This is a genomic window from Rhodococcus sp. NPDC019647 (assembly GCF_044389235.1).
GTDB classification, from domain to species: domain Bacteria; phylum Actinomycetota; class Actinomycetes; order Mycobacteriales; family Mycobacteriaceae; genus Rhodococcus_F; species Rhodococcus_F oxybenzonivorans.
On sequence record NZ_JBIRXS010000001.1, the window covers coordinates 156778 to 179126 of the forward strand.

21 protein-coding genes are annotated in these 22349 nt (G+C 67.5%); 14 read left to right on the forward strand and 7 right to left on the reverse strand.

The genetic code is table 11. The annotated features are described in order from the left end of the window. Complete coding sequence (locus tag ACH49N_RS00800; RefSeq protein ID WP_358270580.1) at nt 1-1158, forward strand: class I SAM-dependent methyltransferase; 1158 nt, start codon at nt 1-3, stop codon at nt 1156-1158. A gap of 40 nt (nt 1159-1198) precedes the next feature. Here ACH49N_RS00800 and ACH49N_RS00805 read toward each other — a convergent pair whose 3' ends face one another. Continuing rightward, on the reverse strand, nt 1199-2506 hold the full coding sequence (locus tag ACH49N_RS00805) for a PQQ-binding-like beta-propeller repeat protein (RefSeq protein ID WP_358270578.1): 1308 nt from the start codon (nt 2504-2506) through the stop codon (nt 1199-1201). Between the two features lie 139 nt (nt 2507-2645). Between ACH49N_RS00805 and ACH49N_RS00810 the strand changes: the two genes are divergently transcribed. Further along, nucleotides 2646-3389, forward strand: a complete 744-nt coding sequence (locus ACH49N_RS00810; RefSeq protein WP_109331088.1) for an acyltransferase — start codon at nt 2646-2648, stop codon at nt 3387-3389. A gap of 21 nt (nt 3390-3410) precedes the next feature. Then, nucleotides 3411-3665 carry a DUF3253 domain-containing protein gene (locus ACH49N_RS00815; RefSeq protein WP_358270576.1) on the forward strand — a complete coding sequence of 85 codons (255 nt, stop codon included), beginning with the start codon at nt 3411-3413 and terminating at the stop codon, nt 3663-3665. 57 nt (nt 3666-3722) lie between these two features. On the opposite strand, the gene ACH49N_RS00820 is transcribed toward ACH49N_RS00815, so the two are convergent. Genes ACH49N_RS00820 through ACH49N_RS00830 form a run of 3 tightly spaced genes read right to left on the reverse strand, consistent with a single transcriptional unit; the run spans nt 3723 to nt 7383 of the window. Continuing rightward, nucleotides 3723-4967, reverse strand: a complete 1245-nt coding sequence (locus tag ACH49N_RS00820) for a glycosyltransferase family 4 protein (protein ID WP_159926055.1) — start codon at nt 4965-4967, stop codon at nt 3723-3725. After that, nucleotides 4964-6565, reverse strand: coding sequence for a glycoside hydrolase family 57 protein (locus tag ACH49N_RS00825; RefSeq protein ID WP_358270767.1), 1602 nt, complete (start codon nt 6563-6565; stop codon nt 4964-4966). Before ACH49N_RS00825 ends, ACH49N_RS00820 begins: the two co-directional genes overlap by 4 nt. A 14-nt stretch (nt 6566-6579) precedes the next feature. Beyond that, on the reverse strand, nt 6580-7383 hold the full coding sequence (locus tag ACH49N_RS00830) for a class I SAM-dependent methyltransferase (RefSeq protein WP_358270574.1): 804 nt from the start codon (nt 7381-7383) through the stop codon (nt 6580-6582). A 239-nt stretch (nt 7384-7622) separates the two neighbouring features. On the opposite strand from ACH49N_RS00830, the gene ACH49N_RS00835 reads away from it, so the two are divergent. From ACH49N_RS00835 to ACH49N_RS00875, 9 genes are all read left to right on the forward strand, one after another. Next, nucleotides 7623-8423, forward strand: coding sequence for an electron transfer flavoprotein subunit beta/FixA family protein (locus ACH49N_RS00835; RefSeq protein ID WP_159926059.1), 801 nt, complete (start codon nt 7623-7625; stop codon nt 8421-8423). 46 nt (nt 8424-8469) lie between these two features. Then, nucleotides 8470-9426, forward strand: a complete 957-nt coding sequence (locus tag ACH49N_RS00840; protein ID WP_159926061.1) for an electron transfer flavoprotein subunit alpha/FixB family protein — start codon at nt 8470-8472, stop codon at nt 9424-9426. 134 nt (nt 9427-9560) lie between these two features. Beyond that, complete coding sequence (locus ACH49N_RS00845; RefSeq protein WP_358270572.1) at nt 9561-10394, forward strand: GNAT family N-acyltransferase; 834 nt, start codon at nt 9561-9563, stop codon at nt 10392-10394. After that, complete coding sequence (locus tag ACH49N_RS00850; RefSeq protein WP_358270570.1) at nt 10391-11311, forward strand: lysophospholipid acyltransferase family protein; 921 nt, start codon at nt 10391-10393, stop codon at nt 11309-11311. The genes ACH49N_RS00845 and ACH49N_RS00850 overlap by 4 nt, the downstream gene beginning before the upstream one ends. Nucleotides 11312-11328: 17 nt before the next feature. Beyond that, complete coding sequence (locus ACH49N_RS00855; protein ID WP_358270568.1) at nt 11329-12549, forward strand: cysteine desulfurase family protein; 1221 nt, start codon at nt 11329-11331, stop codon at nt 12547-12549. Further along, the gene (gene mnmA, locus ACH49N_RS00860) at nt 12549-13643 is read left to right on the forward strand and encodes a tRNA 2-thiouridine(34) synthase MnmA (protein ID WP_159926069.1); all 1095 of its coding nucleotides are present in this window, start codon (nt 12549-12551) and stop codon (nt 13641-13643) included. Before ACH49N_RS00855 ends, mnmA begins: the two co-directional genes overlap by 1 nt. Next, complete coding sequence (locus tag ACH49N_RS00865; protein ID WP_358270565.1) at nt 13640-14662, forward strand: methionine synthase; 1023 nt, start codon at nt 13640-13642, stop codon at nt 14660-14662. Before mnmA ends, ACH49N_RS00865 begins: the two co-directional genes overlap by 4 nt. 41 nt (nt 14663-14703) lie before the next feature. Beyond that, on the forward strand, nt 14704-16794 hold the full coding sequence (gene ligA / locus ACH49N_RS00870) for an NAD-dependent DNA ligase LigA (RefSeq protein ID WP_358270563.1): 2091 nt from the start codon (nt 14704-14706) through the stop codon (nt 16792-16794). A gap of 57 nt (nt 16795-16851) precedes the next feature. Further along, nucleotides 16852-17340, forward strand: a complete 489-nt coding sequence (locus ACH49N_RS00875; protein WP_358270561.1) for a GNAT family N-acetyltransferase — start codon at nt 16852-16854, stop codon at nt 17338-17340. A gap of 21 nt (nt 17341-17361) precedes the next feature. Here ACH49N_RS00875 and ACH49N_RS00880 read toward each other — a convergent pair whose 3' ends face one another. Next, nucleotides 17362-18012 carry an amino acid-binding protein gene (locus tag ACH49N_RS00880; protein ID WP_159926077.1) on the reverse strand — a complete coding sequence of 217 codons (651 nt, stop codon included), beginning with the start codon at nt 18010-18012 and terminating at the stop codon, nt 17362-17364. A 350-nt stretch (nt 18013-18362) separates the two neighbouring features. Between ACH49N_RS00880 and gatC the strand changes: the two genes are divergently transcribed. Then, nucleotides 18363-18662: an Asp-tRNA(Asn)/Glu-tRNA(Gln) amidotransferase subunit GatC gene (gene gatC, locus ACH49N_RS00885; protein ID WP_109331061.1), complete on the forward strand. Its 300-nt coding sequence runs from the start codon at nt 18363-18365 to the stop codon at nt 18660-18662. Beyond that, the gene (gatA, locus tag ACH49N_RS00890) at nt 18659-20155 is read left to right on the forward strand and encodes an Asp-tRNA(Asn)/Glu-tRNA(Gln) amidotransferase subunit GatA (RefSeq protein ID WP_213571627.1); all 1497 of its coding nucleotides are present in this window, start codon (nt 18659-18661) and stop codon (nt 20153-20155) included. The genes gatC and gatA overlap by 4 nt, the downstream gene beginning before the upstream one ends. On the opposite strand, the gene ACH49N_RS00895 is transcribed toward gatA, so the two are convergent. Next, nucleotides 20129-21586 carry an alpha/beta-hydrolase family protein gene (locus ACH49N_RS00895; RefSeq protein WP_358270559.1) on the reverse strand — a complete coding sequence of 486 codons (1458 nt, stop codon included), beginning with the start codon at nt 21584-21586 and terminating at the stop codon, nt 20129-20131. The two genes, gatA and ACH49N_RS00895, sit on opposite strands and share 27 nt — an antisense overlap. Then, on the reverse strand, nt 21583-22242 hold the full coding sequence (locus tag ACH49N_RS00900; protein WP_358270557.1) for a hypothetical protein: 660 nt from the start codon (nt 22240-22242) through the stop codon (nt 21583-21585). Before ACH49N_RS00900 ends, ACH49N_RS00895 begins: the two co-directional genes overlap by 4 nt. Nucleotides 22243-22349 lie beyond the last annotated feature (107 nt).

The following is a 22349-nucleotide window of genomic DNA, read 5'->3' on the forward strand; positions in this document are numbered from 1 at the left end:
TTGGGCTATGCGTTCACTCCCGAAGACGTGGAGTTCCTGCAGAGTGCTGCAGGCGCAGCAGCTCTCGCCGAGGTAGACGAACTTGCGCTGACCACGTCGACGCGCCTGGCCGATATCGTCCGGGCGCGTTCGCGTTTCGGCTCTCGGGTGGCCATGCTGGTGGAGACGGTGCTGTTGCGGCGCAAGGCCTCGGTCAAGTTGCCCGGCAGCGAGCACTGGCTCTTCACCGATGATGCACTGCAACAGGCGACTCCGCGTGCCGTGGCAGCTCACCGCGCGACGCGCCTGGCAGAGCGGAACGTTCACGACGTCACCTGCTCGATCGGTGCGGAACTCGCAGCTGTCATCGGGACGGCCAATACGGTGGTCGGCAGCGACATCGATCCCGTCCGGCTGCTCATGGCCCGGCACAATGTTCCCGCTGCGGCGATCGTGCGCGCAGACGCATTGGTGCCGTGTACCCGCGACACCGTCGTGCTCGCAGATCCGGCGCGGCGGTCGGGTGGCAGGCGCACACATGATCCCGCTGCTCTCGAGCCGCCACTACCCGACCTCATCGACGCGTACCGAGGCCGTGATCTCGCGGTGAAGTGCGCTCCCGGCCTCGATTTCGATCGGCTCGACTGGGAAGGCGAGGTCGAGGTCGTGTCCCTCGACGGTGGCGTCCGTGAGGCGTGCCTGTGGTCGGCCGGACTGTCGGGCGCCGGAGTCACTCGCCGGGCAAGCGTCCTCGACTCCGGAGGCGCGGTGTGGACGGTGACGGACGCCGAGGACGACGACATCCCCGAACGCGCGCCGGGGGAGTGGATCGTCGATCCTGACGGCGCTGTGGTCCGGGCGGGTTTGGTGCGGCACTACGCCGCCCGGCACGGACTGTGGCAACTCGATCCTCGGATCGCTTATCTCACGGGCGATTCGGTTCCCGCGGGCGTGCGGGGCTTTCGGATTCTCGAGCAGGTGAAATATTCGGAGAAGTCGCTGCGGCAGGAGCTCGCCCGCCACGACTGCGGTGCGGCGGAGATCCTCGTGCGCGGCGTCGACGTCGATCCGGCCGTGCTGCGTCCCAAGTTGAAGCTCCGCGGAAGCCGTTCGCTCAGTGTGGTGATCACGCGGATCGGCCGATCGGGCGTCGCCTTTATCTGCGCTCCGCACCCGTGAGTACTTGTCAACTACGGGATGTTAACAAGTACTCACGGGGTCAGCGGAGGACGAACAGCTCACCGAGCAGCGTCGGAGTGAGGACTTCGCCCTCAGGGCCGATAGACGTGCCGACCGTGAATCCCTTGGCTCCCGGCAAGGTGTCCTGATCGAGCGTTTCGCCGGTGGAGGTGTCGAACGTGAGCATCGCCAGTCCGTCCACACCCTCGCGGACCACCGAGTAGCCGGTGGATCCGGCCGTCTGGGCGGGGACTCCCCAATGCCGTAGATCCCTGCGCTCCCAGGCGAGTTCTGCGTGGTCGCCCTTGTCCTGCAGTGCAAGGAGATGGCCGTCGAGTCCACCCGCGGGAATGATCAGACCGTCCGCGGACGTCGACGGGCTACCCGCTGCGGCGTACCCGATGTCGTAACTCCACTTCGGATCACCGGTCGCAGCGTCGATCGCCCACACCGTGCCCCAGTTGTCGTTGATGTACACGACGGAACCGTCAGCCGACAGATCGGGACTCGATGCGCTGCCCCCCGGCAGGGTGTCGCTGGACCACTCCTGGCTGATCGTGGGATTGTCGCCGCCGGAGTATTTCATCGCGACGAGGTCCGCCTCGGTCGCGCCGGGCGCATAGAACGTGAAGTAGAACGTGCCGGACGCCAGGTCGATGGCCGGCATGTTGGCCACCGGGCAGTCGGGGGAGCCGAAGAAGCAGCCGCTGAGGCCCTTGTCGTCGGGAAGGATGTTCACGTTCGCGCCGTCGGCGACGGACGGCGGTGGGATGAGGTCGTACGACGCCACCACTTTCTGCCCGGTCTGCGGATCCAGCACGCTGATCTGCCCGAGCTGGGTGATGAACAGGAGGTTGCCGTCGCCCGTGAATTGTGCCGACAGCGGCGTTCCGACCACCGGTGTGCGCCAACGTAACTGGCCGTGTTCGTTGAACGAGTTCATGGCCCCGTTCTCGCCCACGTAGACATTGGCGGCGCCGTCGACCACCGGGGTGGACGCCACGACTCCGGGGGCAAGCTGGCGGCACCAGCGTTTGCGGCCGCTCTCCATCTGGAAGGAGAAGAGATTGCACCCCTTCTCGGTGCGAGCGGTGAGGAAGATCTGGCCGCTTGCCGCCACGGATGCGTAGTTCGCCACCGGCCCACCGAGGGGCCGCGACCACGCGAGTGCGATGTCGCGCGACCCGGTCACCGGACTGGTGTCACTGTTGCGGGCGTCCGCATGCATCCCCGGCCACCCACCCGCGGAGAAGATGTCGTCGACGTGCGCCCCGCCCCCGCAGCCGCTGAGGACGACAGCCGAGATCGTCGCCAGCGCCAGTACTGACGAACGTAGGACCCGCCGCATTACATCTCCTCAGTTTTCGACAAACGCTCGGCCCAGAGACTATCCCGCCGAGGCACGCACGATCGGCACACCCCGAACGGTGTCGGTGTCCGGACACACCCGCGCACGGCTCCGGCGGGTGAACGTAGGCTGACGGGCTATGACGAGCATGTGGGGCGCACCGTTGCGTACGAGGTGGAAGGGATCCCGGCGGAAGGACAGCGAGCAGGCCCGCTTCCTGACCCTCGACTCGCTGCGCTGGGTGCTGGCGAACAAGGCGTACACCCCGTGGTACCTGGTGCGGTACTACCGGCTGGCCAAGTTCAAGCTCGCCAACCCGCACGTGATCCTGCGGGGCATGGTGTTCCTCGGCAAGCGCGTGGAGATCCACTCGACTCCGGATCTGTCCCGCCTCGAGATCGGTCGCTGGGTCCACATCGGTGACGGCAACGCGATCCGGTGCCACGAGGGGTCGCTGCGCATCGGCGACAAGGTGGTGTTCGGCAAGGACAACGTGGTCAATACGTACCTCGACATCGAGATCGGAGCGTCCACGCTCGTCGCCGACTGGTGCTACATCACCGACTTCGATCACCGCATGGACGACATCAACGTGCCCATCAAGGATCAGGGCATCGTGAAGGGCCCGGTACGCATCGGTCCCGATACCTGGGTGGCTGCGAAGGTCACGGTGCTCCGCAACACCCGGGTGGGACGCGGTTGCGTGCTCGGCGCCCACGCCGTCGTCAAGGGCGACATCCCTGATTTCAGCATCGCAGTGGGATCGCCCGCGAAGGCCGTGAAGAATCGCAGGGCCGAGTGGGAGGCCGGCGCCGAGGAGCGGGCCAAGTACATCGCCGCACTCGAGGACATTGCCCGCAAGAAGGCGGCCCGGGAGGGCTGAGCCGGGTGGCATAGTCGACCCATGGGCGTCTCGGACCGCGAACTCGAGGATCGTATCCGCGAGCTGCTGTATGCGCGGGCTGCGGATTCGAGTATCTGCCCGTCGGATGTGGCCCGCGCGATCGCCCCCGACGAGTGGCGACCTCTCATGGAGCCGGTGCGCCAGGCCGCCCGACGCCTTGTCGCGGCAGGGGAAGTCGAGATCACCCAGCGGGGTGAGGTGGTGGATCCGGACTCGGTGCGCGGTCCGATCCGGATTCGCCGTGTCCGTGAGTGAGGCGAATGTACCGTTCGGCGCGCTGGAGGCGTCCGGCGGTACTTTCGCCCCGGCGGCTCAGCGTCCGGGCAGGGGGCGCTCGGGAATAACCGGGCGCGCCAAGGGATGTCGCACGCGGCGTTTGGCGCCGGCGTACACGTGCGCCGTGTCCTCGGCCACTGTGCGCCAGTCGAAATCCGCGGTGAGACGGTCGCGGGCGGCCACTGCTCGTTGCTGCGCCGCCGCCGGATCGTCGAGGACCTCCCGAACCGCGGAGGTGAGTCCCGTGACATCGCCGGGGAGGAAGGACATGCCGGTCACTCCGTCGACGACCGCCTCGCCGAGACCGCCGGCGGTAGACGTTACCAGCGGAGTTCCGGAGGCGGCAGCCTCGAGCGCGATGATGCCGAACGGCTCGTAGCGGCTGGGGAGCACGATGGCATCGGCGCCGTGCAGCCAGCTCAGCAGTTCGGAGTGGTCGAGATTGCCGAGGAAGTTGACGGCGCGGGCAACTCGGTGAGTGCGGGCCTGCTGATAGAGCCAGGTGAACTGGGTGCCCTCACCCGCGATCGACAGTGTGGTCCCCGGGTGACTCCGGCGGATACGGGGAAGCGCGGCGATCGCATCCTGCACCCCCTTCTCGTACTCGAGGCGGCCGACGAACAACAGTTTGGGTGGACCCGATCGCGGCGCGCGTCGACGGAAATTCCACGTGGTCACGTCGATCCCGTTGCGTATCACAGTGATCGGCGGGAGTTGCGGCCCGTAGAGGGTGGTCACCTCATCCTGCATCGATGCTGAGCAGGTGATGAGCGCATCGGAATCGTTGGCCAGCCACCATTCGACCGAATGCACCTGACGGTTGATGCGGCCCGACACCCAGCCGCTGTGGCGGCCGGCTTCGGTGGCGTGCAACGTGGATACCAAAGGGACATCGTAGAATTCGGCGAGTGCGATGGCCGGATGCGCCACCAGCCAGTCGTGGGCATGCACCACGTCGGGCTGCCAGCCTTCTCCGACACCCGGCTTGTGCAGGGCGACGCCGGCCCGCACCATGGCATGCCCCATCGCGAGTGTCCACGCCAGCATGTCCTCGCCGAACACGAAATGCGGCGGATCTTCGGCGACGGCGACGACGAGTACGCCTTCTTCGATGTGGGTGACGGTGGGGTGTGTGGACGCATCGGTTCCCGACGGCCGCCGCGACAGCACCACCACCTCGTGGCCGGCGGCGGCAAGAGCGGTCGCGAGGTGGTGCACGTGGCGGCCGAGGCCGCCCACGACCACGGGCGGGTACTCCCACGACACGATGAGGATTTTCACGAGGTCACTCCCGAGACGCCGACCGCCGGTGCTGCGGAACGGACAGGCAGGCGCCGGGCGTCAAGGCCGGGGAACAGGCCGTCGGCCGCGTTCCATCCGGCCGCGAGGCGCGCCGCCGACGCGTCGTTGCCCGCAGCCACCGCGGCCGCGATTTCGCGCATCGCGTGCGCGTGCTTGTGTGCCCGGTCGCGCGCATACTCCGCCGCAGAGTCCTTGCTGACCATGAATGCCCAGTCGCTCGACACCGTCATGAGTGCCTCTCGCAGAATCTGATCGTTGATGCGGTTGCGGAGTTCGGGTCTTCCGGGTGCAGAACCGAGGCTACGGGCTTTGTCGACCGTGTCCAGTGCGGCCGCGACCACCTCGGAGTTGAGTGCCACCAGATCGGACACCTTCTCGCCCGCCCACACCCGCCAGTCCTTGCCGGACCCCCACGACGAGTTCTCCAGGGGGACCGGCGCACCGACGTATCCCTGGGTGCGGGCGTCCTCGAGGGTGCCGACCCGGATGCCCGCCTCGGGGAGAGCGCGCAGCACCTTCTCGAGCCACTCGGGGCCTTCGTGCCACCAGTGCCCGAACAACTCGGTATCGAAGGCCGCGACGACGACCGCTGGGCGCCCGATTCGCTCGGCCTCTCCGCGCAGTCGCCTGCGGATCGTGGAAACGAAGTCGGCGACGTGCCGGTCGACGGCGGCGGACGCCAGTTCCGGGTCGTACGGCGCCTTGTCCGCCGAGTCCACCGTGCGGCCGGTGACCCTGGCGGGCTTCAGTCCGGTGGCATGGTCGTAGGTGTGGAAGTCCCGGTAGGCGCCATGGCCGGGGTAACCCGACTTCGGCGACCACACCCGGTAACTGACCTGCAGGTCGCGGCCGAATGCGACCACGTCGGAGTCTCGGACCGGCCGGCCGAGGGAGGTGTCCCCGCGCAGGGCGGGACCGTCGACCATGAAGTGGGTGACCCCCGCCTCGGCGTAGCCGATCTCCATGCCCGGGGTGTAGGCGCATTCGGGACCCCAGATGCCCGTGGGTGTGGTGTTCCACCTGTTCTTCGCGTCGGCGAGTCCCTCCTTCAAGGAGAACTCGCGCAGTCGTGGGTCGAGCAGCGGCTGGAACGGGTGGGCGAGGGGGCCGCCGAGAAGCTCGAAGGCTTCCCGATCGAGGAGATCGCGTAGGACGGGCGAACCACCGTGCCGCCACCGCAGTTCGAAATCGGTGAGGGCGTCGGCGGAGGCGCGGTGCTCCCGGGCGCCGAGAGCGCGGTGTGCGTCATCGGGCATTCCGGCAGCTTCGTGAGCTCGGATCTGCCAATTCCCCAGCCAGTGATGCATGCCCGTCAGGCAGTGCGGATCATCGAGTTGCGCGGCGAGGACCGGGGTGATCCCCAGAGTCAGGAGATGGGAGCGGCCTTCGTCGGACAGTCGCCGCAACATGGCCGTGAGAGGAAGGTACGACGCGGCCCACGATTGGTACAGCCACTCCTCTCCGACGGGCCAGCGGCCGTGATGGGCGAGCCAGGGCAGGTGCGAGTGCAGAACCAGACAGAACATGCCCGGCTCCGTGTGGTCCGGCGGGCGTGTCCCGCTTCCCACGCCCCCCATTCGTGTGGAATCGGTCACTGCACGGGATCCTTCACCGCGACGGCCACGAGGTCGAGGCTGTCGTCGATGTTGCCCTCGCGTAAGACGAAGTCGTCGACCGTGATGCCCTCGACGTCACGGGTGAGCTCCGCCGGCCAGGGCTCGCCCGCGAGGGCCCGGTCGATCTGGGCGCCGATGAACGAACCGCCATGCTTGGCGTCGAGGGCCTTCAGCTGTTCACCGTGGTGGACACCGGTCATCAGCGACACCGTGAACCCCGCTTCCTCGAGCAGCTCGGTCAACTCGGTGGCGTCGAGTTCACGGGTGTGGAAAGGGTTGAGCGGTGTGTCCCGACCGGGCGAGAACGTAATTCGGTTGGGGGTGCTGACGAGAAGTTCTCCGCCCGGCGTCAACACGCGGAAGCACTCCCGCAGAAACTGCGCCTGATCCCAGAGATGTTCGATCACCTGAAAATTGACGACGGCGTCCACCGAGGCATCGCCGAGGGGAAGCTCGGCCAGGTTGCCGTGCAGCATCTCGACCCGGGGGTACCGGGCCCGAACGTGTTCGACTGCGGAAATGTCGTAGTCGAGGCCGGTGACGCGCTTCGCCACGTCGGCAATCATGTTGGCGCCGTAGCCTTCTCCCGACCCTGCTTCGAGGATGGTCCGGCCGGCGCAGCGGGGCAGGAGGTCGCGGTAGACCACCTCGTGACGCCGGAACCAGTAGTTCTCCTCGGGGATGCCGGGCACGGTCCGCTCGCCCGTGAGGGGCAGTTGCTCGTCTCCGGTTGCGGGCAGCGGTGCGTTCTCGCGGTCGCCGACAAATGATTCGCTCACCGGTGCGAGATTAGTGCCACCGACGAGGTCGCTCGTCCAGGTGGTCCACATCACAGCACCGAAAGTGATGTTCAGGCTTATGGTGAACGAGGCTTTCGCGCAAGTTACCAGTCGGTAACTTAGCGTGAGGTAATCTGTCGCAGAGCATTTGTGCGAGGACATACGAAGACGGGAGCTCCGCTCATGCGGAGCAACTCGCGATAACCAGGCAAGTACACACAGGAGGTCGACGAAGACCCATGACGAACATCGTTGTTTTGATCAAGCAGGTCCCCGACACATGGTCCGAGCGCAAGCTGACCGACGGTGACTACACGCTTGACCGCGAGGCCGCCGACGCCGTGCTCGACGAGATCAACGAGCGGGCCGTCGAAGAAGCGCTTCTCATCAAGGAGGCGCAGGGCGGCGAGGTGACCGTGTTGTCCGCAGGTCCGGACCGCGCCACCGACGCCATCCGCAAGGCCCTGTCCATGGGTGCCGACAAGGCTGTGCACATCAATGACCCCGCACTCCACGGTTCCGACGCGATCCAGACGGCGTGGACGCTTGCTGCCGCTCTCGGACAGATCACGTTCGAGAACGACGAGCCCGCCGACCTGATCATCGCCGGCAACGAGGCCACCGACGGCCGGATGGGCGCGGTTCCCGCGATCATCGCCGAATACCTGGGCATCCCGCAGCTCACGCAGCTGCGCAAGCTCACGGTTGCCGACGGCGTCGCGACCGGTGAGCGGGAGACCGACGAGGGTGTGTTCGGCCTCGAGGCGAACCTGCCGGCCATCGTGAGCGTCACCGAGAAGATCAACGAGCCCCGTTTCCCCTCCTTCAAGGGCATCATGGCCGCGAAGAAGAAGGAAGTCATCACCTACACCCTGGCCGACCTCGGTGTGGACCCGGAGACCGTCGGTGTCGCGAACGCGGGCACCACCGTCACCGCCTCGACGCCCAAGCCCCCGCGTACCGCTGGTGAGCGCATCGTCGACGAGGGCGACGGCGGCAGCAAGATCGCCGCATACCTCGTCGGCCAGAAGATCATCTGATCCGCGCCCTCCACAGACCAGCAGACATATACAGGGAGAGTTAGACATGGCAGAAGTACTGGTGCTCGTCGAGCACGCAGAGGGTGCACTGAAGAAGGTCAGCACCGAACTGATCACCGCCGCTCGCGCGCTCGGTGAGCCGGCCGCAGTGGTCACCGGTCCCGCCGGTACCGCGGACAAGATCGCCGACGCACTCGCGGCCGCCGGCGCAGCCAAGATCTATGTCGCCGAGTCCGACGACATCGAGGGCTACCTGGTGACCCCGAAGGTCGACGTCCTCGCGTCGCTCGTCGAGTCCGCTGCCCCGGCCGCGGTCATCACCGCCGCGAGCATCGAAGGCAAAGAGGTCTCCGGACGTCTCGCTGCCCGCATCGGATCCGGCCTGCTTTGCGACGTCGTCGACGTGAAGTCCGACGGCAGCGCTGTGCACTCCATCTTCGGTGGCGCGTTCACCGTCGAGGCGAAGGCCAACGGTGACGTCCCGGTCATCTCCGTGCGTCCGGGTGCCATCGAGGCGAAGCCGGAGGCAGGCGCGGGCGAAAAGGTCGAGGTCGAGGTTCCCGCGCAAGACGAGGGCGTTGTCAAGATCACCTCGCGTGATCCGATCGTCGGCGGCGACCGGCCCGAGCTCACCGAGGCGACCGTCGTCGTCTCCGGTGGTCGTGGCGTCGGCAGCGCAGACAAGTTCTCCGTCGTCGAGGAACTCGCCGATTCGCTCGGCGCCGCGGTGGGCGCCTCGCGTGCCGCTGTGGACTCCGGCTACTACCCGGGCCAGTTCCAGGTCGGTCAGACCGGTAAGACGGTCTCCCCGCAGCTGTACATCGCGCTCGGCATCTCCGGTGCCATCCAGCACCGCGCCGGTATGCAGACCTCGAAGACCATCGTCGCCGTGAACAAGGACGAGGAAGCGCCGATCTTCGAGATCGCCGACTTCGGCATCGTCGGCGACCTGTTCAACGTGGCTCCGCAGCTCACCGAGGCTGTCAAGACCCACAAGGGCTAGAAATCGCCTTGTCGGCGGCCCCGTTCCCCTCGAGGGAGCGGGGCCGCTGTCGTATCTATACCGTTCACCCCGGCTGCATCGACACGACACCTCGTCGATGCCCCGCCGCCGCCCCTGCTCGGTAAACCTGCGCCATGACAACTTCGTCTGTTCTTCGCGCAGCGAGTGACACCGCCGATACCGTTGTAGTTCCACCCCGGTACTCCCTCGTCGTCTCCTCCGACCGCGAGCATCGGGTGGCGGCCCAGCGGCTGCGTTACCGCGTGTTCGCCGCGGAGCCGGGTTTTTCGGTTCCCGCCACCACCACTGGGCTCGAGGCCGACCGATTCGACGAATTCTGTGACCATCTACTCGTCCGCCACGAGGCCACCGGCGAATTCGTCGGCTGCTACCGCATGCTTCCGCCGGATGCCGCCGCGCAGGCCGGTGGCTATTACACGGCCACCGAGTTCGACATCTCGGCCCTGGACCCACGAGGCAATCGGATCGTGGAGATGGGCAGGGCGTGCGTCGACCCCGACCACCGTTCCGGCTCGGTACTGAGCCTGATGTGGTCCGGAATCCTCCACTACCTGCAGCTGACCGGCTACGACTGGGTGATGGGCTGCGTGTCCGTGCCCATGCAGGAGCATCCCGATGTCCCGGCCGGCTCCAACGTGCGCGGCGTGCGAGATCTGCTCCTGAGCAGGCACGGCAACGACCCTGCGGCCCGGGTCGTTCCCCGCAACCCGGTCCGCGTGGCCGGCCGATCCCTCGACGAGATCGAGCCACCTGCCCGGCCTTCGCTGCCCCCGTTGCTGCGGGGGTACCTCCGTCTGGGCGCGAAGGTGTGCGGGGAGCCGGCCCATGACCCGGAATTCGGTGTCGCCGACTTCGTCGCGCTGCAGGGACTGCATCACGCGAACGAGCGTTACCTCGAACGGCTGCGTTCGGCGTCGGCGTACCTCGAAACCGGGACCCGGGCATGAGCACCACCTCGAGCGAGACGCCGGTTCCCGTCCACGCCTGGATGCCGTCGAGTCCGTGCGGCAGCAGATGCCTGCCCCCGAAGGCGCCGGGAGTCTCGGCCGTTGTCGTCGCGATCCGTTGGTTCCTCGTAGCCTCCGCCCTGATGACCGCGCCGCTGCTGACGGCCGGGTGCGTGATGCCACAGACGTGGCGGACCGGTCTTCAACGTCGGTACGCGGCAATGCTGCTGCGGTGTGTGGGCCTGCGGCTCGAGGTGGTCGATCACCGCGGCAAGCGGCGGCACGAGGGTGGCATCCTGGTGGTGGCGGGCCACGTCTCCTGGACCGACGTCCTGGTTCTCAGTGCTCTTCACCCGGCAAGCTTCGTTGCGCGGGCAGACCTTCTCGACTGGCCGATCCTGGGGTCGCTCGCGCGGCGGATGCGGATCGTCCCGATCGACCGGCACGACCTGCGGGCGCTGCCCGGCACCGTGGCCGCAACAGCGACACGACTGCGAGACGGCGAAAGGGTGGCCGCCTTCCCGGAGGGGACGACGTGGTGCGGGCGCGCGTACGGAGGTTTCCGCCCGGCGCTGTTCCAGGCGGCGATCGACGCGGAGTGCCCGGTGCAGCCGGTGTCCCTGCGATACACGATGCGCGGGGGAGAATTGACCACCGGGCCGTGCTTCGTGGGTGAGGAGACGATCGGCGGGTCGATTCGGCGAATCATTCGGCACAAAGGCGTCGTCGCCGAAGTCCGGCTGGCGCCGATCGAGTACCCGGGAGAGTCGCGCCGCGATCTCGCCGCCCGCTGTGAGCGCGCCGTGCGGGGTTCCGAGCCCATCGATCTCGCAGCGCACGACATCCTCGATCCGACGCGGGAGCCCGCCCAGCGGGCCGGTACCCGGATCGAGACGGAAGAGCGCCTGATCGCCTGAGTTATCCTGGTCGGGTCATGACCTCTGCCCGCAGTGCCGACAGCCCTGTCTACCTGGACCACGCAGCTACCACTCCCATGGTGCCCGCGGCCGTCCAGGCGATGACCGACGTCTTCTCGACCGTGGGCAATGCGTCCTCGCTGCACGGCTCGGGGCGTGCCGCCCGCCGCCGTATCGAGGAGGCGCGCGAATCGATCGCGGCCGACCTCGGGGCCCGCCCGTCCGAGGTGATCTTCACCTCCGGTGGAACCGAAAGTGACAACCTGGCGGTCAAAGGCATCTTCTGGGCCCGCCGCGACGCCGATCCCGCCCGGGTGCGGATCATCACGAGTTCCGTCGAGCATCATGCCGTCCTCGACGCGGTGGAGTGGCTCGAGCAGCACGAAGGCGCCCAGGTTTCGTGGCTTCCGGTCGACGAGCGCGGTCGGGTGTCCCCGCACGTGCTGCGCGACGAGTTGGCCCGCCATGCCGACGAAACCGCACTGGTCACAATTATGTGGGCCAACAACGAGGTCGGCACGATCATGCCGATCGCCGAACTGGCAGCGGTCGCGGCGGAGTTCGAGATTCCCATGCACAGCGACGCGGTCCAGGCCGTCACCCATCTGCCCGTCGATTTCACCGCGAGCGGTCTCTCCGCGCTCAGTATCGCCGCGCACAAGGTGGGCGGCCCGCAGGGAGTCGGTGCACTGCTGCTCGGACGGCAGGTGGCATGCGTTCCGTTACTGCACGGCGGCGGTCACGAGCGCGACCTGCGTTCGGGTACCCCGGACACGGCCGGTGTCGTCGGGATGGCAGCGGCATTGCGGCACGCCACCGCGAACCTGGACGCGCGCGCCGAGGAGTTGACCGTCCTGCGGGACCAGCTGATCAGCCGAGTGCAGGAAATTCTCCCCGACGCCGTGTCGAACGGGCCGGTCGGTGCTGCACGCTTGCCCGGCAACGCCCATTTCACTTTCCCCGGCTGTGAGGGTGATTCCCTGCTGATGTTGCTCGACGCAGCGGGAATCGAGTGCTCCACCGGTTCGGCGTGTACGGCGGGCGTGGCTCGCCCGAGTCACGTCCTGACGGCGATGGGTGTGGACCCAGCCACCGCGCGGGGTTCGCTGCGGTTCTCGTTGGGGCACACGTCGACGGCGGGAGACGTGGAAGCGTTGATCGCGGCGCTGCCGCAAGTAGTGGAGCGAGCCCGCGCCGCGGGGCTCGCCGGTGTCGGAGCGCGTGGAGGGAATCGTTGATGCGAGTACTGGCGGCCATGAGCGGCGGAGTCGACTCCGCCGTCGCTGCGGCCCGGGCTGTGGCTGCCGGGCATGACGTGGTCGGTGTGCACCTGGCGTTGTCCGCCGAACCGGGAACCTTGCGGACCGGATCGCGGGGGTGCTGCTCCAAAGAGGACGCCGGTGATGCCAGGCGTGCGGCGGACGTTCTCGGAATCCCTTTCTACGTCTGGGATTTCGCCGATCGCTTCAAGGAAGACGTGATCGACGACTTCGTGGCGTCCTACGCCGCCGGTGAGACACCCAACCCCTGCCTGCGCTGCAACGAGAAGATCAAGTTCGCGGCGCTGGCGGACCGCGCCATCGCGCTCGGGTTCGACGCAGTGGCCACGGGTCACTATGCGCAGCTTCACGACGGGGTGCTCCGGCGCGCTGTCGATGCCGACAAGGACCAGTCCTACGTTCTCGGTGTGCTCACCGCCGAGCAGTTGTCCCGGGCGATGTTCCCGGTAGGTGACACTCCGAAAGAGCAGATCCGGGCGGAGGCGGCCGAGCGGGGTCTGGCCGTGGCGAACAAGCCCGACAGCCACGACATCTGCTTCATCCCCTCCGGCGACACCAGGGCGTTCCTCGGCGCGCGGATCGGTGTGCGCCCCGGAAGTGTGGTCGACGCCGACTCGGGTGAAGTTCTCGCGGAACATGAAGGCGTACACGGATTTACCATCGGCCAACGCAAGGGTCTGGGCGTCCAGGGTCCCGCAGCGGACGGACAGCCGCGGTACGTCACGGCGATCGAGCCGGAGACGGGCACCGTCCGGGTGGGTTCTGCTCGCAACCTCGAGGTGCACGCGATCAGCGCCGAGCGAGCCGTCTGGACGTCGGGCCGGGTGCCGGACGCGCCGATCGAGTGCACAGTTCAGGTACGCGCGCACGGCGGCCTGGCCGAGGCCGTGGCCGAGGCAGTCGACGGCGGCATCGCCATTTCGCTGCGCGAACCCCTCACCGGTGTGGCCAAGGGTCAGGCAGTGGTCCTCTACCGAACGGATCCGGCGGGCGACATCGTCCTCGGCAGTGGAACGATCTCGGGTACCGACTCCCGTCCGACCGCGCAGTGACACAGGCTGTTTCGCTGGCCGGTGCCGTCACCGGCGTCGGCTCGTGGCCCGGAACCGATGCACGCGAAGCCGCCACGATCGTTCTCGGTGAACTGGGCAGGCTTCCCCACCTGGTGGAGTTGCCCGCGCGGGGGCTCGGAGCAGACATGATCGGCCGTGCGAGCGCACTTCTCGTCGATCTGCAGTTGGACGTATCCACGACGGCGTATCGGGTGGTCTCGCGGAGAGGTTCGGTGGCCAAGCGGGCCACCGACCTGCTGAACCAGGACCTCGATGCGCTCGAAGAAGCCTGGGAGACAGCCGGTCTGGTCGGTGCCGACCATGTGGTGAAAGTGCAGGCGGTCGGACCGCTCACCTTGGCCGCGGAAGTGGAGTTCGGCACGGGCCGCCGCGTCCTCACCGATCCGGGCGCGGTGCGGGACTTCGCCGAGTCGCTGGGCGAGGGTGTGGCCCGGCATGCCGCCGAGGTGACCCGACGTCTCGGTGCGCAGGTCCTGATCCAGTTCGACGAACCGCGGTTGCCTGCGGTGCTGGCGGGCACGTTGTCCGGCCGGACCCGTCTCGAGACGGTCCGCGCGCTGCCCGAACCGGAGGCCCTCGCGGTGCTCGAGGCGACTCTCACCGGCTCCGGTGGTGTCACGATGGTGCACTGCTGCGCCGCGGGGATACCCACCGACCTGCTGCGGCGCAGTACGGCACGAGCGGTCGGCCTGGACGTGGCGCAGCTGACAGCAGCCGATCTGGACGGCATCGGGGAACTGCTCGACGCCGGGAAGGAGCTGGCTCTCGGATTGATCCCCAGCGTGGCGCCGTCGGTCCCCACCACGTGGCGTGACCTCGCCGCACCGGCCGTGACGCTGATCGACCGACTCGGTTTTCCCCGCACGACACTGCGCACCCAGGTGGCGGTCACGCCGGCATGTGGGCTCGCCGGAGCAGACGAGCAGTGGAGTCGTGAGGCCCTGCGTCTGAGCACTGAAGTGAGTAGTGCGTTCACCGACGACCCCGAATCACTGTGACTCGCGGGTTGGCTGTCGGCCCGACCGGTTAATCTTCGGACGTGACTGAATCGACCGAAGCCCCGACACCCGCCCCCGGCGACGTACGGGAGCGGTGGAACGAACTGGCCGAGGAAGTGCGGCAGCATCAGTTCCGCTACTACGTCCGCGACGCGCCCGTCATTTCCGACGGTGAGTTCGATGCGCTGCTCGGACAGTTGAACGACCTCGAGAACCAGTACCCGGACCTGCGCACCCCCGACTCGCCGACCCAGCTCGTCGGCGGCGGCTTCGCGACGGATTTCACCTCCGTCGACCACCTTGAGCGCATGCTCAGTCTCGACAACGTGTTCGCCACCGACGAGTTGCGTACCTGGATCAGCCGGGTGGAACAGGAGGCGGGCGCCGATCTGCCCTACCTCTGCGAGGTGAAGATCGACGGCGTCGCACTCAACCTCGTGTACGAGAACGGCCGACTCGTGCGCGCAGCCACTCGCGGTGACGGGCGCACGGGCGAGGACGTCACACTCAACGCACGCACGATCGACGACATTCCGGAAAGACTCACCGGCACAGACGAATACCCGGTTCCCGCCTTGCTCGAGGTGCGCGGCGAGGTGTTCTTCCGGCTCGAGGATTTCGCGGCTCTCAACGCCGCGCTCGTCGACGAAGGCAAGGCGCCCTTCGCGAATCCCCGCAACTCCGCAGCCGGCTCGCTGCGGCAGAAGAATCCCGCGGTCACTGCCCGTCGCCGTCTCGGAATGATCTGTCACGGTTTCGGCCGGATCGAAGGGTTCGAGCCCGTCTCGCAGTACGACGCCTACACGGCGCTCGCCGCATGGGGTCTGCCCGTCTCCTCACACACCTCCCGCGTCGTGGGCGCCGACGCGGTGGTGGCGAAGGTCCAGTACTGGGGCGAACACCGGCACGACGTCGAGCACGAAATCGACGGACTGGTGGTGAAGGTCGACGAGATGTCGCTGCAACGCCGGCTCGGTTCCACCTCGCGAGCCCCGCGGTGGGCAATCGCGTACAAATACCCGCCCGAGGAAGCCACCACCAAGCTCCTCGACATCCGGGTCAATGTGGGGCGGACGGGACGGGTCACACCTTTCGCCTACATGGAACCGGTCACCGTCGCCGGTTCCACCGTGTCACTCGCCACCCTGCACAACGGCTCCGAGGTCAAGCGCAAGGGTGTGCTGATCGGTGACACCGTGGTGATCCGCAAGGCTGGTGACGTCATCCCAGAGGTTCTGGGGCCCGTCGTTGACGTGCGCACGGGCGAAGAACACGAGTTCGTCATGCCGACACACTGCCCCGAATGCGGCACCCTCCTGGCCCCGGCCAAGGAGGGGGATGCCGACATCCGCTGCCCCAATCAGCGCTACTGTCCCGCGCAGCTCCGGGAGCGGGTCTTCCACGTCGCGGGCCGGGGCGCGTTCGACATCGAGGTGCTCGGGTACGAGGCCGCGACGGGTCTGCTCGAGGCCGGGGCGATCGAGGACGAGGGTGACCTGTTCTCGATCACGGAGGACGATCTCCTGAAGACGTCGATCTTCCGGACCAAGGCGGGGGCTCTCTCCGCCAACGGCCGGCGGCTCCTCGACAACCTCGACTCCGCGAAGGACAAACCGCTGTGGCGGGTGCTCGTGGCTTTGTCGATTCGACATGTGGGACCCACGGCTGCCCGTGCGCTTGCCGGCGAGTTCGGTTCGCTCGATCGGATCCGCCAGAGTTCTGTCGAGGAGTTGGCGGCAGTGGACGGCGTGGGCGGCACCATCGCCGCCGCGGTCGCGGAATGGTTCGGAGTCGACTGGCATCTGCAGATCGTCGAGAAGTGGGCGGCGGCCGGGGTGCGCATGGAAGATGAACGTGACGAATCGATCCCGCGCAACCTCGAAGGCTTGTCAATCGTGGTGACGGGATCGCTCGAGACGTTCTCGCGTGATCAGGCCAAGGAAGCCATCCTCATCCGAGGCGGCAAGGCCGCGGGTTCGGTGTCGAAGAAGACGGCCTATGTGGTGGTCGGGGAATCACCGGGCTCGAAGCATGACAAGGCCGTCGAACTCGGTGTTCCTGTTCTCGACGAGGACGGATTCCGGCGACTGCTCGAAGGTGGGCCGGAGGCTGTGGCCGATTCGGCGATGTGACCGGTTCCTCACTCCCGTTTTTTGGGCACCGTGAGGTCTCCTGCCATAGTTCTGGACATGATCGAAATACGGGATGTGACCCCGGACGAGTACGAGGTCGTCGGCGACCTGACGGTGATCGCGTACGTCGGCGGCGGATTCGTCGAAGCGCACGATCCGTACACCGACCGCCTGCGCGATACGGCCGGACGTGTGGAGAAGGCGGATGTCCGGGTTGCCGTCATCGACGGCCGGGTCGTCGGCTCCGTCACGATCGCGGATCCGGCGTCGCCCTACGCGGATGTGGCACAGCCGGGCGAACTCGAGTTCCGCATGCTCGCGGTGTCGCCGGACGCGCGCGGCTCCGGCGTCGGTTCGGCGTTGGTGCGGCACGTACTGGACACCGCCTACGACCGGGGCGACCGCGCCGTCGTGATGTCGACGCAGCCGTCGATGGAAGCTGCCCGGCGCATCTACGACCGCAACGGATTTGTTCCTGTGGCCGAACGGAATTGGCATCCGGTACCCGGCGTGGAGTTGACCGTCCTGGTCCGCGAACTGGTGTGAGGCAGGCCGCGGGTAAGGCCCTCAGCCCAGCACGGTTGCGATGATGCCGGCCAGATACCCCAGCCGCGCGACTTCCGACGGGCGGAACTCCGGACCCCCGGGCCGGCCCAGCATCAGCACGCGGCCGGTGGCGCCGAGTGGGGCCGCGGCCAGGGTGGTGTTCATATCGCGCCACACCCGCGGTACCCAGTCACCCTCACCGTCCAGCGCCATCGGCTTCTCGAGGGGCATCCACGGGATGTCCGTGGCATGGGTTTCCGGAGCTCCGGAACTTCCGACCACGCGGTAAGCGCCCCGCGGTCCCAGGTCCGCGACCACGGACCAGCCGACGCGCAGCACCCGCGGAGCGCCGTCGACCAGGACCTGCAGACGGTCGTCCGCCGCGGTGGCCACCTGATCGATCAACTCGAGTTCGCGGTGGGTGTCGAGTATTCCGGCGTAGGGACGAATGGAATCGATGGTGACGTCGGGGAGGGCCTCGGCGGCGGTGATCAGGGTGTCGGGGAGGGACCCCGGCTCGACATCGACCACGAGGTCGTCGATGGCGAATCCTGCACCCCGCTCCACCACGTCGAGCGACAGAATGTCAGCGCCCACCGAACCGAGGGCGACGGCGAGCGAGCCGAGGCTACCTGGTCGGTCGGGGAGCTGGACGCGAAGCAGATACGACACGTGCGTCCCTTTCACCACGAGATAAACGCGGGAGTGCTACCTGCGACCCCCGTCACGACCATCCTTGCACTTTCGGTTCCGAGTATGCGGTCCCCCCTCCGCCTTCGGGGACCGGCTGCGCGGGAGTTGCTGGTCGCGCTCGATTAGTTGACACCCCCGATACCGAATCGCCTCATTCGCGAAACATGTCGACTCGAAACCTGGGCCCATCACCACCACACCGGTCGTGGTCTTGGTGGTTCCACCACCCTTCCCGACCCTCAGGAAGCGGCGCTGGCTGCACGGCTGATCCGGCCACGCTCTAGGCTGGGAAGGACATTGTGTACGTCCGACCTGAAAGGGGCCTCGCGGTGCCTGCCATCTCCCGTGACGAGGTCGCGCACCTCGCGCGGCTGTCTCGACTCGCCCTGACCGACGCCGAACTCGACGAGTTCGCGGGTCAGCTGGACTCGATTCTCAGCCACGTGAAGGTGGTCACCGAGGTTCCCGCAGAAGACGTCCAGCCGATGGCGAACCCGAACGCGGTCACCAACGTGACCCGTCCGGATGTGATCGTTCCCGGGCTCACCCCGGAGCAGGCGCTGTCCGGCGCGCCCGCTGTCGAACAGGATCGCTTCGCCGTCCCGCAGATTCTCGGAGAGGGCGAATGAGCGCCGAACTGACCACACTCGACGCGGCAGAACTGGCGTCGAAGATTCACAGCCGTGAGGTGTCGTCCGTCGAGGTCACCCAGGCACATCTCGACCGCATCGCGGAGGTCGACGGCGGACTCGGAGCCTTCCTGCACGTTGCGGGGGAGCAGGCCCTCGTGTCGGCGAAGGAGGTGGACAGCGCACTCGCGGCCGGTGAGGCTCCTGCATCGCCGTTGGCGGGAGTTCCGTTGGCGCTCAAAGACATCTTCACGACCACCGACATGCCCACCACGTGTGCCTCGAAGGTCCTCGAGAACTGGGTCGCCCCCTACGACGCGACTCTCACGGGCAAGCTTCGCGCCGCCGGAATCCCGATCCTCGGCAAGACCAACCTCGACGAGTTCGCCATGGGCTCCTCCACCGAGAACTCCGCGTACGGCCCCACCCGCAACCCGTGGGACCCCACACGCGTCCCGGGTGGCTCGGGTGGCGGCAGCGCCGCGGCGCTCGCATCCCGGCAGGCCCCGCTCGCGATCGGCACCGACACCGGTGGATCGATCCGTCAGCCCGCCGCCCTCACCGCGACGGTGGGAACCAAGCCGACCTACGGCACGGTGTCTCGTTTCGGCCTGGTCGCCTGTGCGTCGTCGCTGGACCAGGGTGGGCCCTGTGGTCGCACAGTTCTCGACACCGCCCTGCTGCACGAGGTGATCGCCGGGCACGATCCGCGCGACTCCACCTCCATCGATGCGCCGGTCCGCCCGGTGGTCGCCGCGGCGCGGGAGGGCGCGGGCGGCAACCTGCGAGGTGTGAAGGTCGGCGTAGTCAAGGAACTGCACTCCGACAGCTACCAGCCCGGCGTCCTCTCCTCGTTCGACGCTGCCGTGGCACAGCTCACCGAACTGGGCGCCGAGGTCGTCGAAGTGTCGTGTCCCAACTTCGAGTACGCGCTCGCGGCGTACTACCTGATCCTCCCGAGTGAGGTGTCCTCGAATCTCGCCCGGTTCGATGCCATGCGTTACGGACTGCGCATCGACGAGGGTGACATGAGCGCGGATCAGGTGATGGCAGCTACCCGTGCCGCGGGCTTCGGCCCGGAGGTCAAGCGTCGCATCATGATCGGTACCTACGCACTCTCGGCGGGGTACTACGACGCGTACTACGGCCAGGCGCTCAAGGTCCGGACTCTCATCTCCCGCGACTTCGACAGGGCCTATGAGAAGGTCGATGTCCTCGTGTCGCCCACCAGTCCGTTCACGGCCTGGAAGCTGGGGGAGAAGGTCGGCGATCCACTCGCGATGTATCTGTCGGACCTGTGCACCCTGCCTACCAATCTCGCGGGCCACTGCGCGATGTCCGTTCCGTCCGGGCTGTCGGCGGACGACGGTCTTCCGGTCGGGTTGCAGATCATGGCGCCGGCGCTGGCCGACGAGCGGCTCTACCGGGTGGGTGCGGCGTTCGAAGCTGCTCGTGGTCCCCTCGAATCACCGAGTGAGGTCGCAGTCGGGTAGGGCGGTACCCTGTTCCTTCCCGTAGCGATGTCCGTGCCCGGCTGGGAAATTCAGCGCTGACACCAGGTCGACGCTCGCCTGGAGGAACGTCAGGCCGGGAATCCATTGTGGGACAGGAGCATCGGCTACGGCCCGTGACAGATCGGGCCGGCGCAGGATCAGGTCGGGTGACCACCACACGACGGGATCGGACGTGTTGGCCAGAACCGTTGCGCCGTCGGTCATCACGGACCCGGCGGGCGGTCCGGCCCACAGCGCCCCGCATGCTCGGCGGCCGAGGTCTGCCGCGTCGGTGAATTGTGCGCTCCCGCCGACGGATCCGAGGCTCTGACCGTAGACGTAGAGAGCGGGACGGATCGCATCGGGTAGTGCCGTGATGCGATCGGCGACCGCATCGAACAAGGCTGCCGCGTCCGCTGCGGCCGCCGAACGGCCGAAGACGAAGGTGATCCAACTCGGTGCGTAGGAATATTGGAGCCCGACTATCGCGACGTCGTCGTCGAAGCGGTCCTCGAATCCTTCCGCCGCGTTCTCGTCGATCCAGCCGGAGCCGGTGGGGATGGTGACGACGATGGCCGAGCGGGCGAATCCGCCGGCCCTCTCGAGTTCCGAGACCGCCAGAGCCGCACGGGACTTCACGTCCGGTGCCGAGTTCATTCCGACGTACGTGCGGATACTCCCGGACTGTTCACCGGCTGCCACGAAGCGACGTCCCTGTCGCCCGAGCGACTCCCAGCTGACAACGGACTCGGGGCTCCCCGCTCGTGCGGCAGACATCGGGCGCTGCGACGAGACGTCGACCACGTCATTGGAATCGCTGTAGGAACGCGACATCATCTCCCACACGGCGGGCCCGGCAACCAGTTGCAGACCGGTCGCGAGAACGACGGCCGTCGTAGCACTGCCGATCCAGCCGAGACGGTGGGCCACCGAGGAGACGGTCGCACCGGCGGCGACCACGACCACGAACGTCGCTACGGCTCCGAGGATCACCTGCATCCAGTGGCCCGGGCCGACGCTGCTCATCCCCATCACCTGCCGGAGGGAGTCCTGCCAGTGATCGGCCGCGACCATCGCCCAGGTGGTGGTGACCATCGCGCCGAGCAAGGCGAGGAGTCGAACGGATTCCCGTGGTACCCGGGAGCCGGAGGAGCGGGTGAGCACCTGTCGCAACCGACGGACGAGGACCAGCATCCCGAGCCCCGCCGCAGCGAGGACCCCGGTGAACAGGGCCTGCGTCAGGGCGCTTCGAGGGAGCAATGACGGTGTGAGAGAGGCGAGTACGCAGAGAGTGACGACGATCGTGGAGGACGCCCGAGGGAGTGTCGACACCGGAATCGTCGTGGCGAGGGCCCGGCGCAGCGCAGATGCCGGTACCGGGCTGCCGTAGTCCCCGGGAGGCCGGGTGCCCAGGACGGTGGTCGTGCTCATGCGACGGCTCCCTCGGGTTCCGGACGGCGGCGGAGGGACCAGACGGCGCCCGCGAGAAGCGTCACACCGAGACCGCCTGCGAGCCCGTACGTGACTCCGGACTCCGTGACGGGCGCGGAATATCCCTGGCGCCAGCTATTTCCCGTGACGGCAGTGGCCGCGATGTTCGCCATGACGTAGCAGGATGCGCGAGCTCGTTCGTCGACGCGTGTGTCACAGGCCGCGTGCATGCGTCGATCGAGCTGTGCGTCCAGGCTCTGTCGGGCCCACGGCTCGAGGTCGTTCCCAGACAGGGAGGCGTAACGGAGGAGGTCGTATCCGAGGTCGTGGGCCTTGCACGACGCAACGAATTCGACCGGCAGCGGAACCGGGGACGAGCAGTCGCCGTCCGGGTCGGCGAGCATTCCCTCGACGCGCTGGGGTGTGTACCCCATGACGGATTCGAAGTCCTCGGGGATGAATGCTTCACCGAACTCCTCGGCGGAGGTGAGCGTGCGGACCGCGTCCGATGCGGCGGCGTTCTCCGCCCGGGGTGTGCCCGCGGTCCCGGTGCCGGAAAACCCGGTAGTAGTCAGAAGTGCCGTTGCGGCACAGGCCACCGCTGCCCACGTAGTTCTCCGTGTCCCCGTCGTTCGCCCTGTCCCCGTCGTTCGCATGAGGACGACGGTATGAACAAGCGTTACGCAGCCACATCACACCGGAGTCCGGTTCGATTCCTGGCTTCGGAGGACCAGTCGGCTGCAATCTCATACCTCGGTACTAG

What these genes read in the sequence shown, in the direction of transcription:
- ACH49N_RS00895 (WP_358270559.1), bottom strand. Translation starts at nt 21,586, where the DNA reads ATGAGCACGACCACCGTCCTGGGCACCCGGCCTCCCGGGGACTACGGC.
- ACH49N_RS00805 (WP_358270578.1), bottom strand. Translation starts at nt 2,506, where the DNA reads ATGCGGCGGGTCCTACGTTCGTCAGTACTGGCGCTGGCGACGATCTCG.
- gatA (WP_213571627.1), top strand. Translation starts at nt 18,659, where the DNA reads ATGAGCGCCGAACTGACCACACTCGACGCGGCAGAACTGGCGTCGAAG.
- ACH49N_RS00850 (WP_358270570.1), top strand. Translation starts at nt 10,391, where the DNA reads ATGAGCACCACCTCGAGCGAGACGCCGGTTCCCGTCCACGCCTGGATG.
- ACH49N_RS00840 (WP_159926061.1), top strand. Translation starts at nt 8,470, where the DNA reads ATGGCAGAAGTACTGGTGCTCGTCGAGCACGCAGAGGGTGCACTGAAG.
- ACH49N_RS00815 (WP_358270576.1), top strand. Translation starts at nt 3,411, where the DNA reads ATGGGCGTCTCGGACCGCGAACTCGAGGATCGTATCCGCGAGCTGCTG.
- mnmA (WP_159926069.1), top strand. Translation starts at nt 12,549, where the DNA reads ATGCGAGTACTGGCGGCCATGAGCGGCGGAGTCGACTCCGCCGTCGCT.
- ACH49N_RS00900 (WP_358270557.1), bottom strand. Translation starts at nt 22,242, where the DNA reads ATGCGAACGACGGGGACAGGGCGAACGACGGGGACACGGAGAACTACG.
- ACH49N_RS00825 (WP_358270767.1), bottom strand. Translation starts at nt 6,565, where the DNA reads ATGGGGGGCGTGGGAAGCGGGACACGCCCGCCGGACCACACGGAGCCG.
- ACH49N_RS00835 (WP_159926059.1), top strand. Translation starts at nt 7,623, where the DNA reads ATGACGAACATCGTTGTTTTGATCAAGCAGGTCCCCGACACATGGTCC.
- ACH49N_RS00855 (WP_358270568.1), top strand. Translation starts at nt 11,329, where the DNA reads ATGACCTCTGCCCGCAGTGCCGACAGCCCTGTCTACCTGGACCACGCA.
- ACH49N_RS00810 (WP_109331088.1), top strand. Translation starts at nt 2,646, where the DNA reads ATGACGAGCATGTGGGGCGCACCGTTGCGTACGAGGTGGAAGGGATCC.
- ACH49N_RS00875 (WP_358270561.1), top strand. Translation starts at nt 16,852, where the DNA reads ATGATCGAAATACGGGATGTGACCCCGGACGAGTACGAGGTCGTCGGC.
- ACH49N_RS00845 (WP_358270572.1), top strand. Translation starts at nt 9,561, where the DNA reads ATGACAACTTCGTCTGTTCTTCGCGCAGCGAGTGACACCGCCGATACC.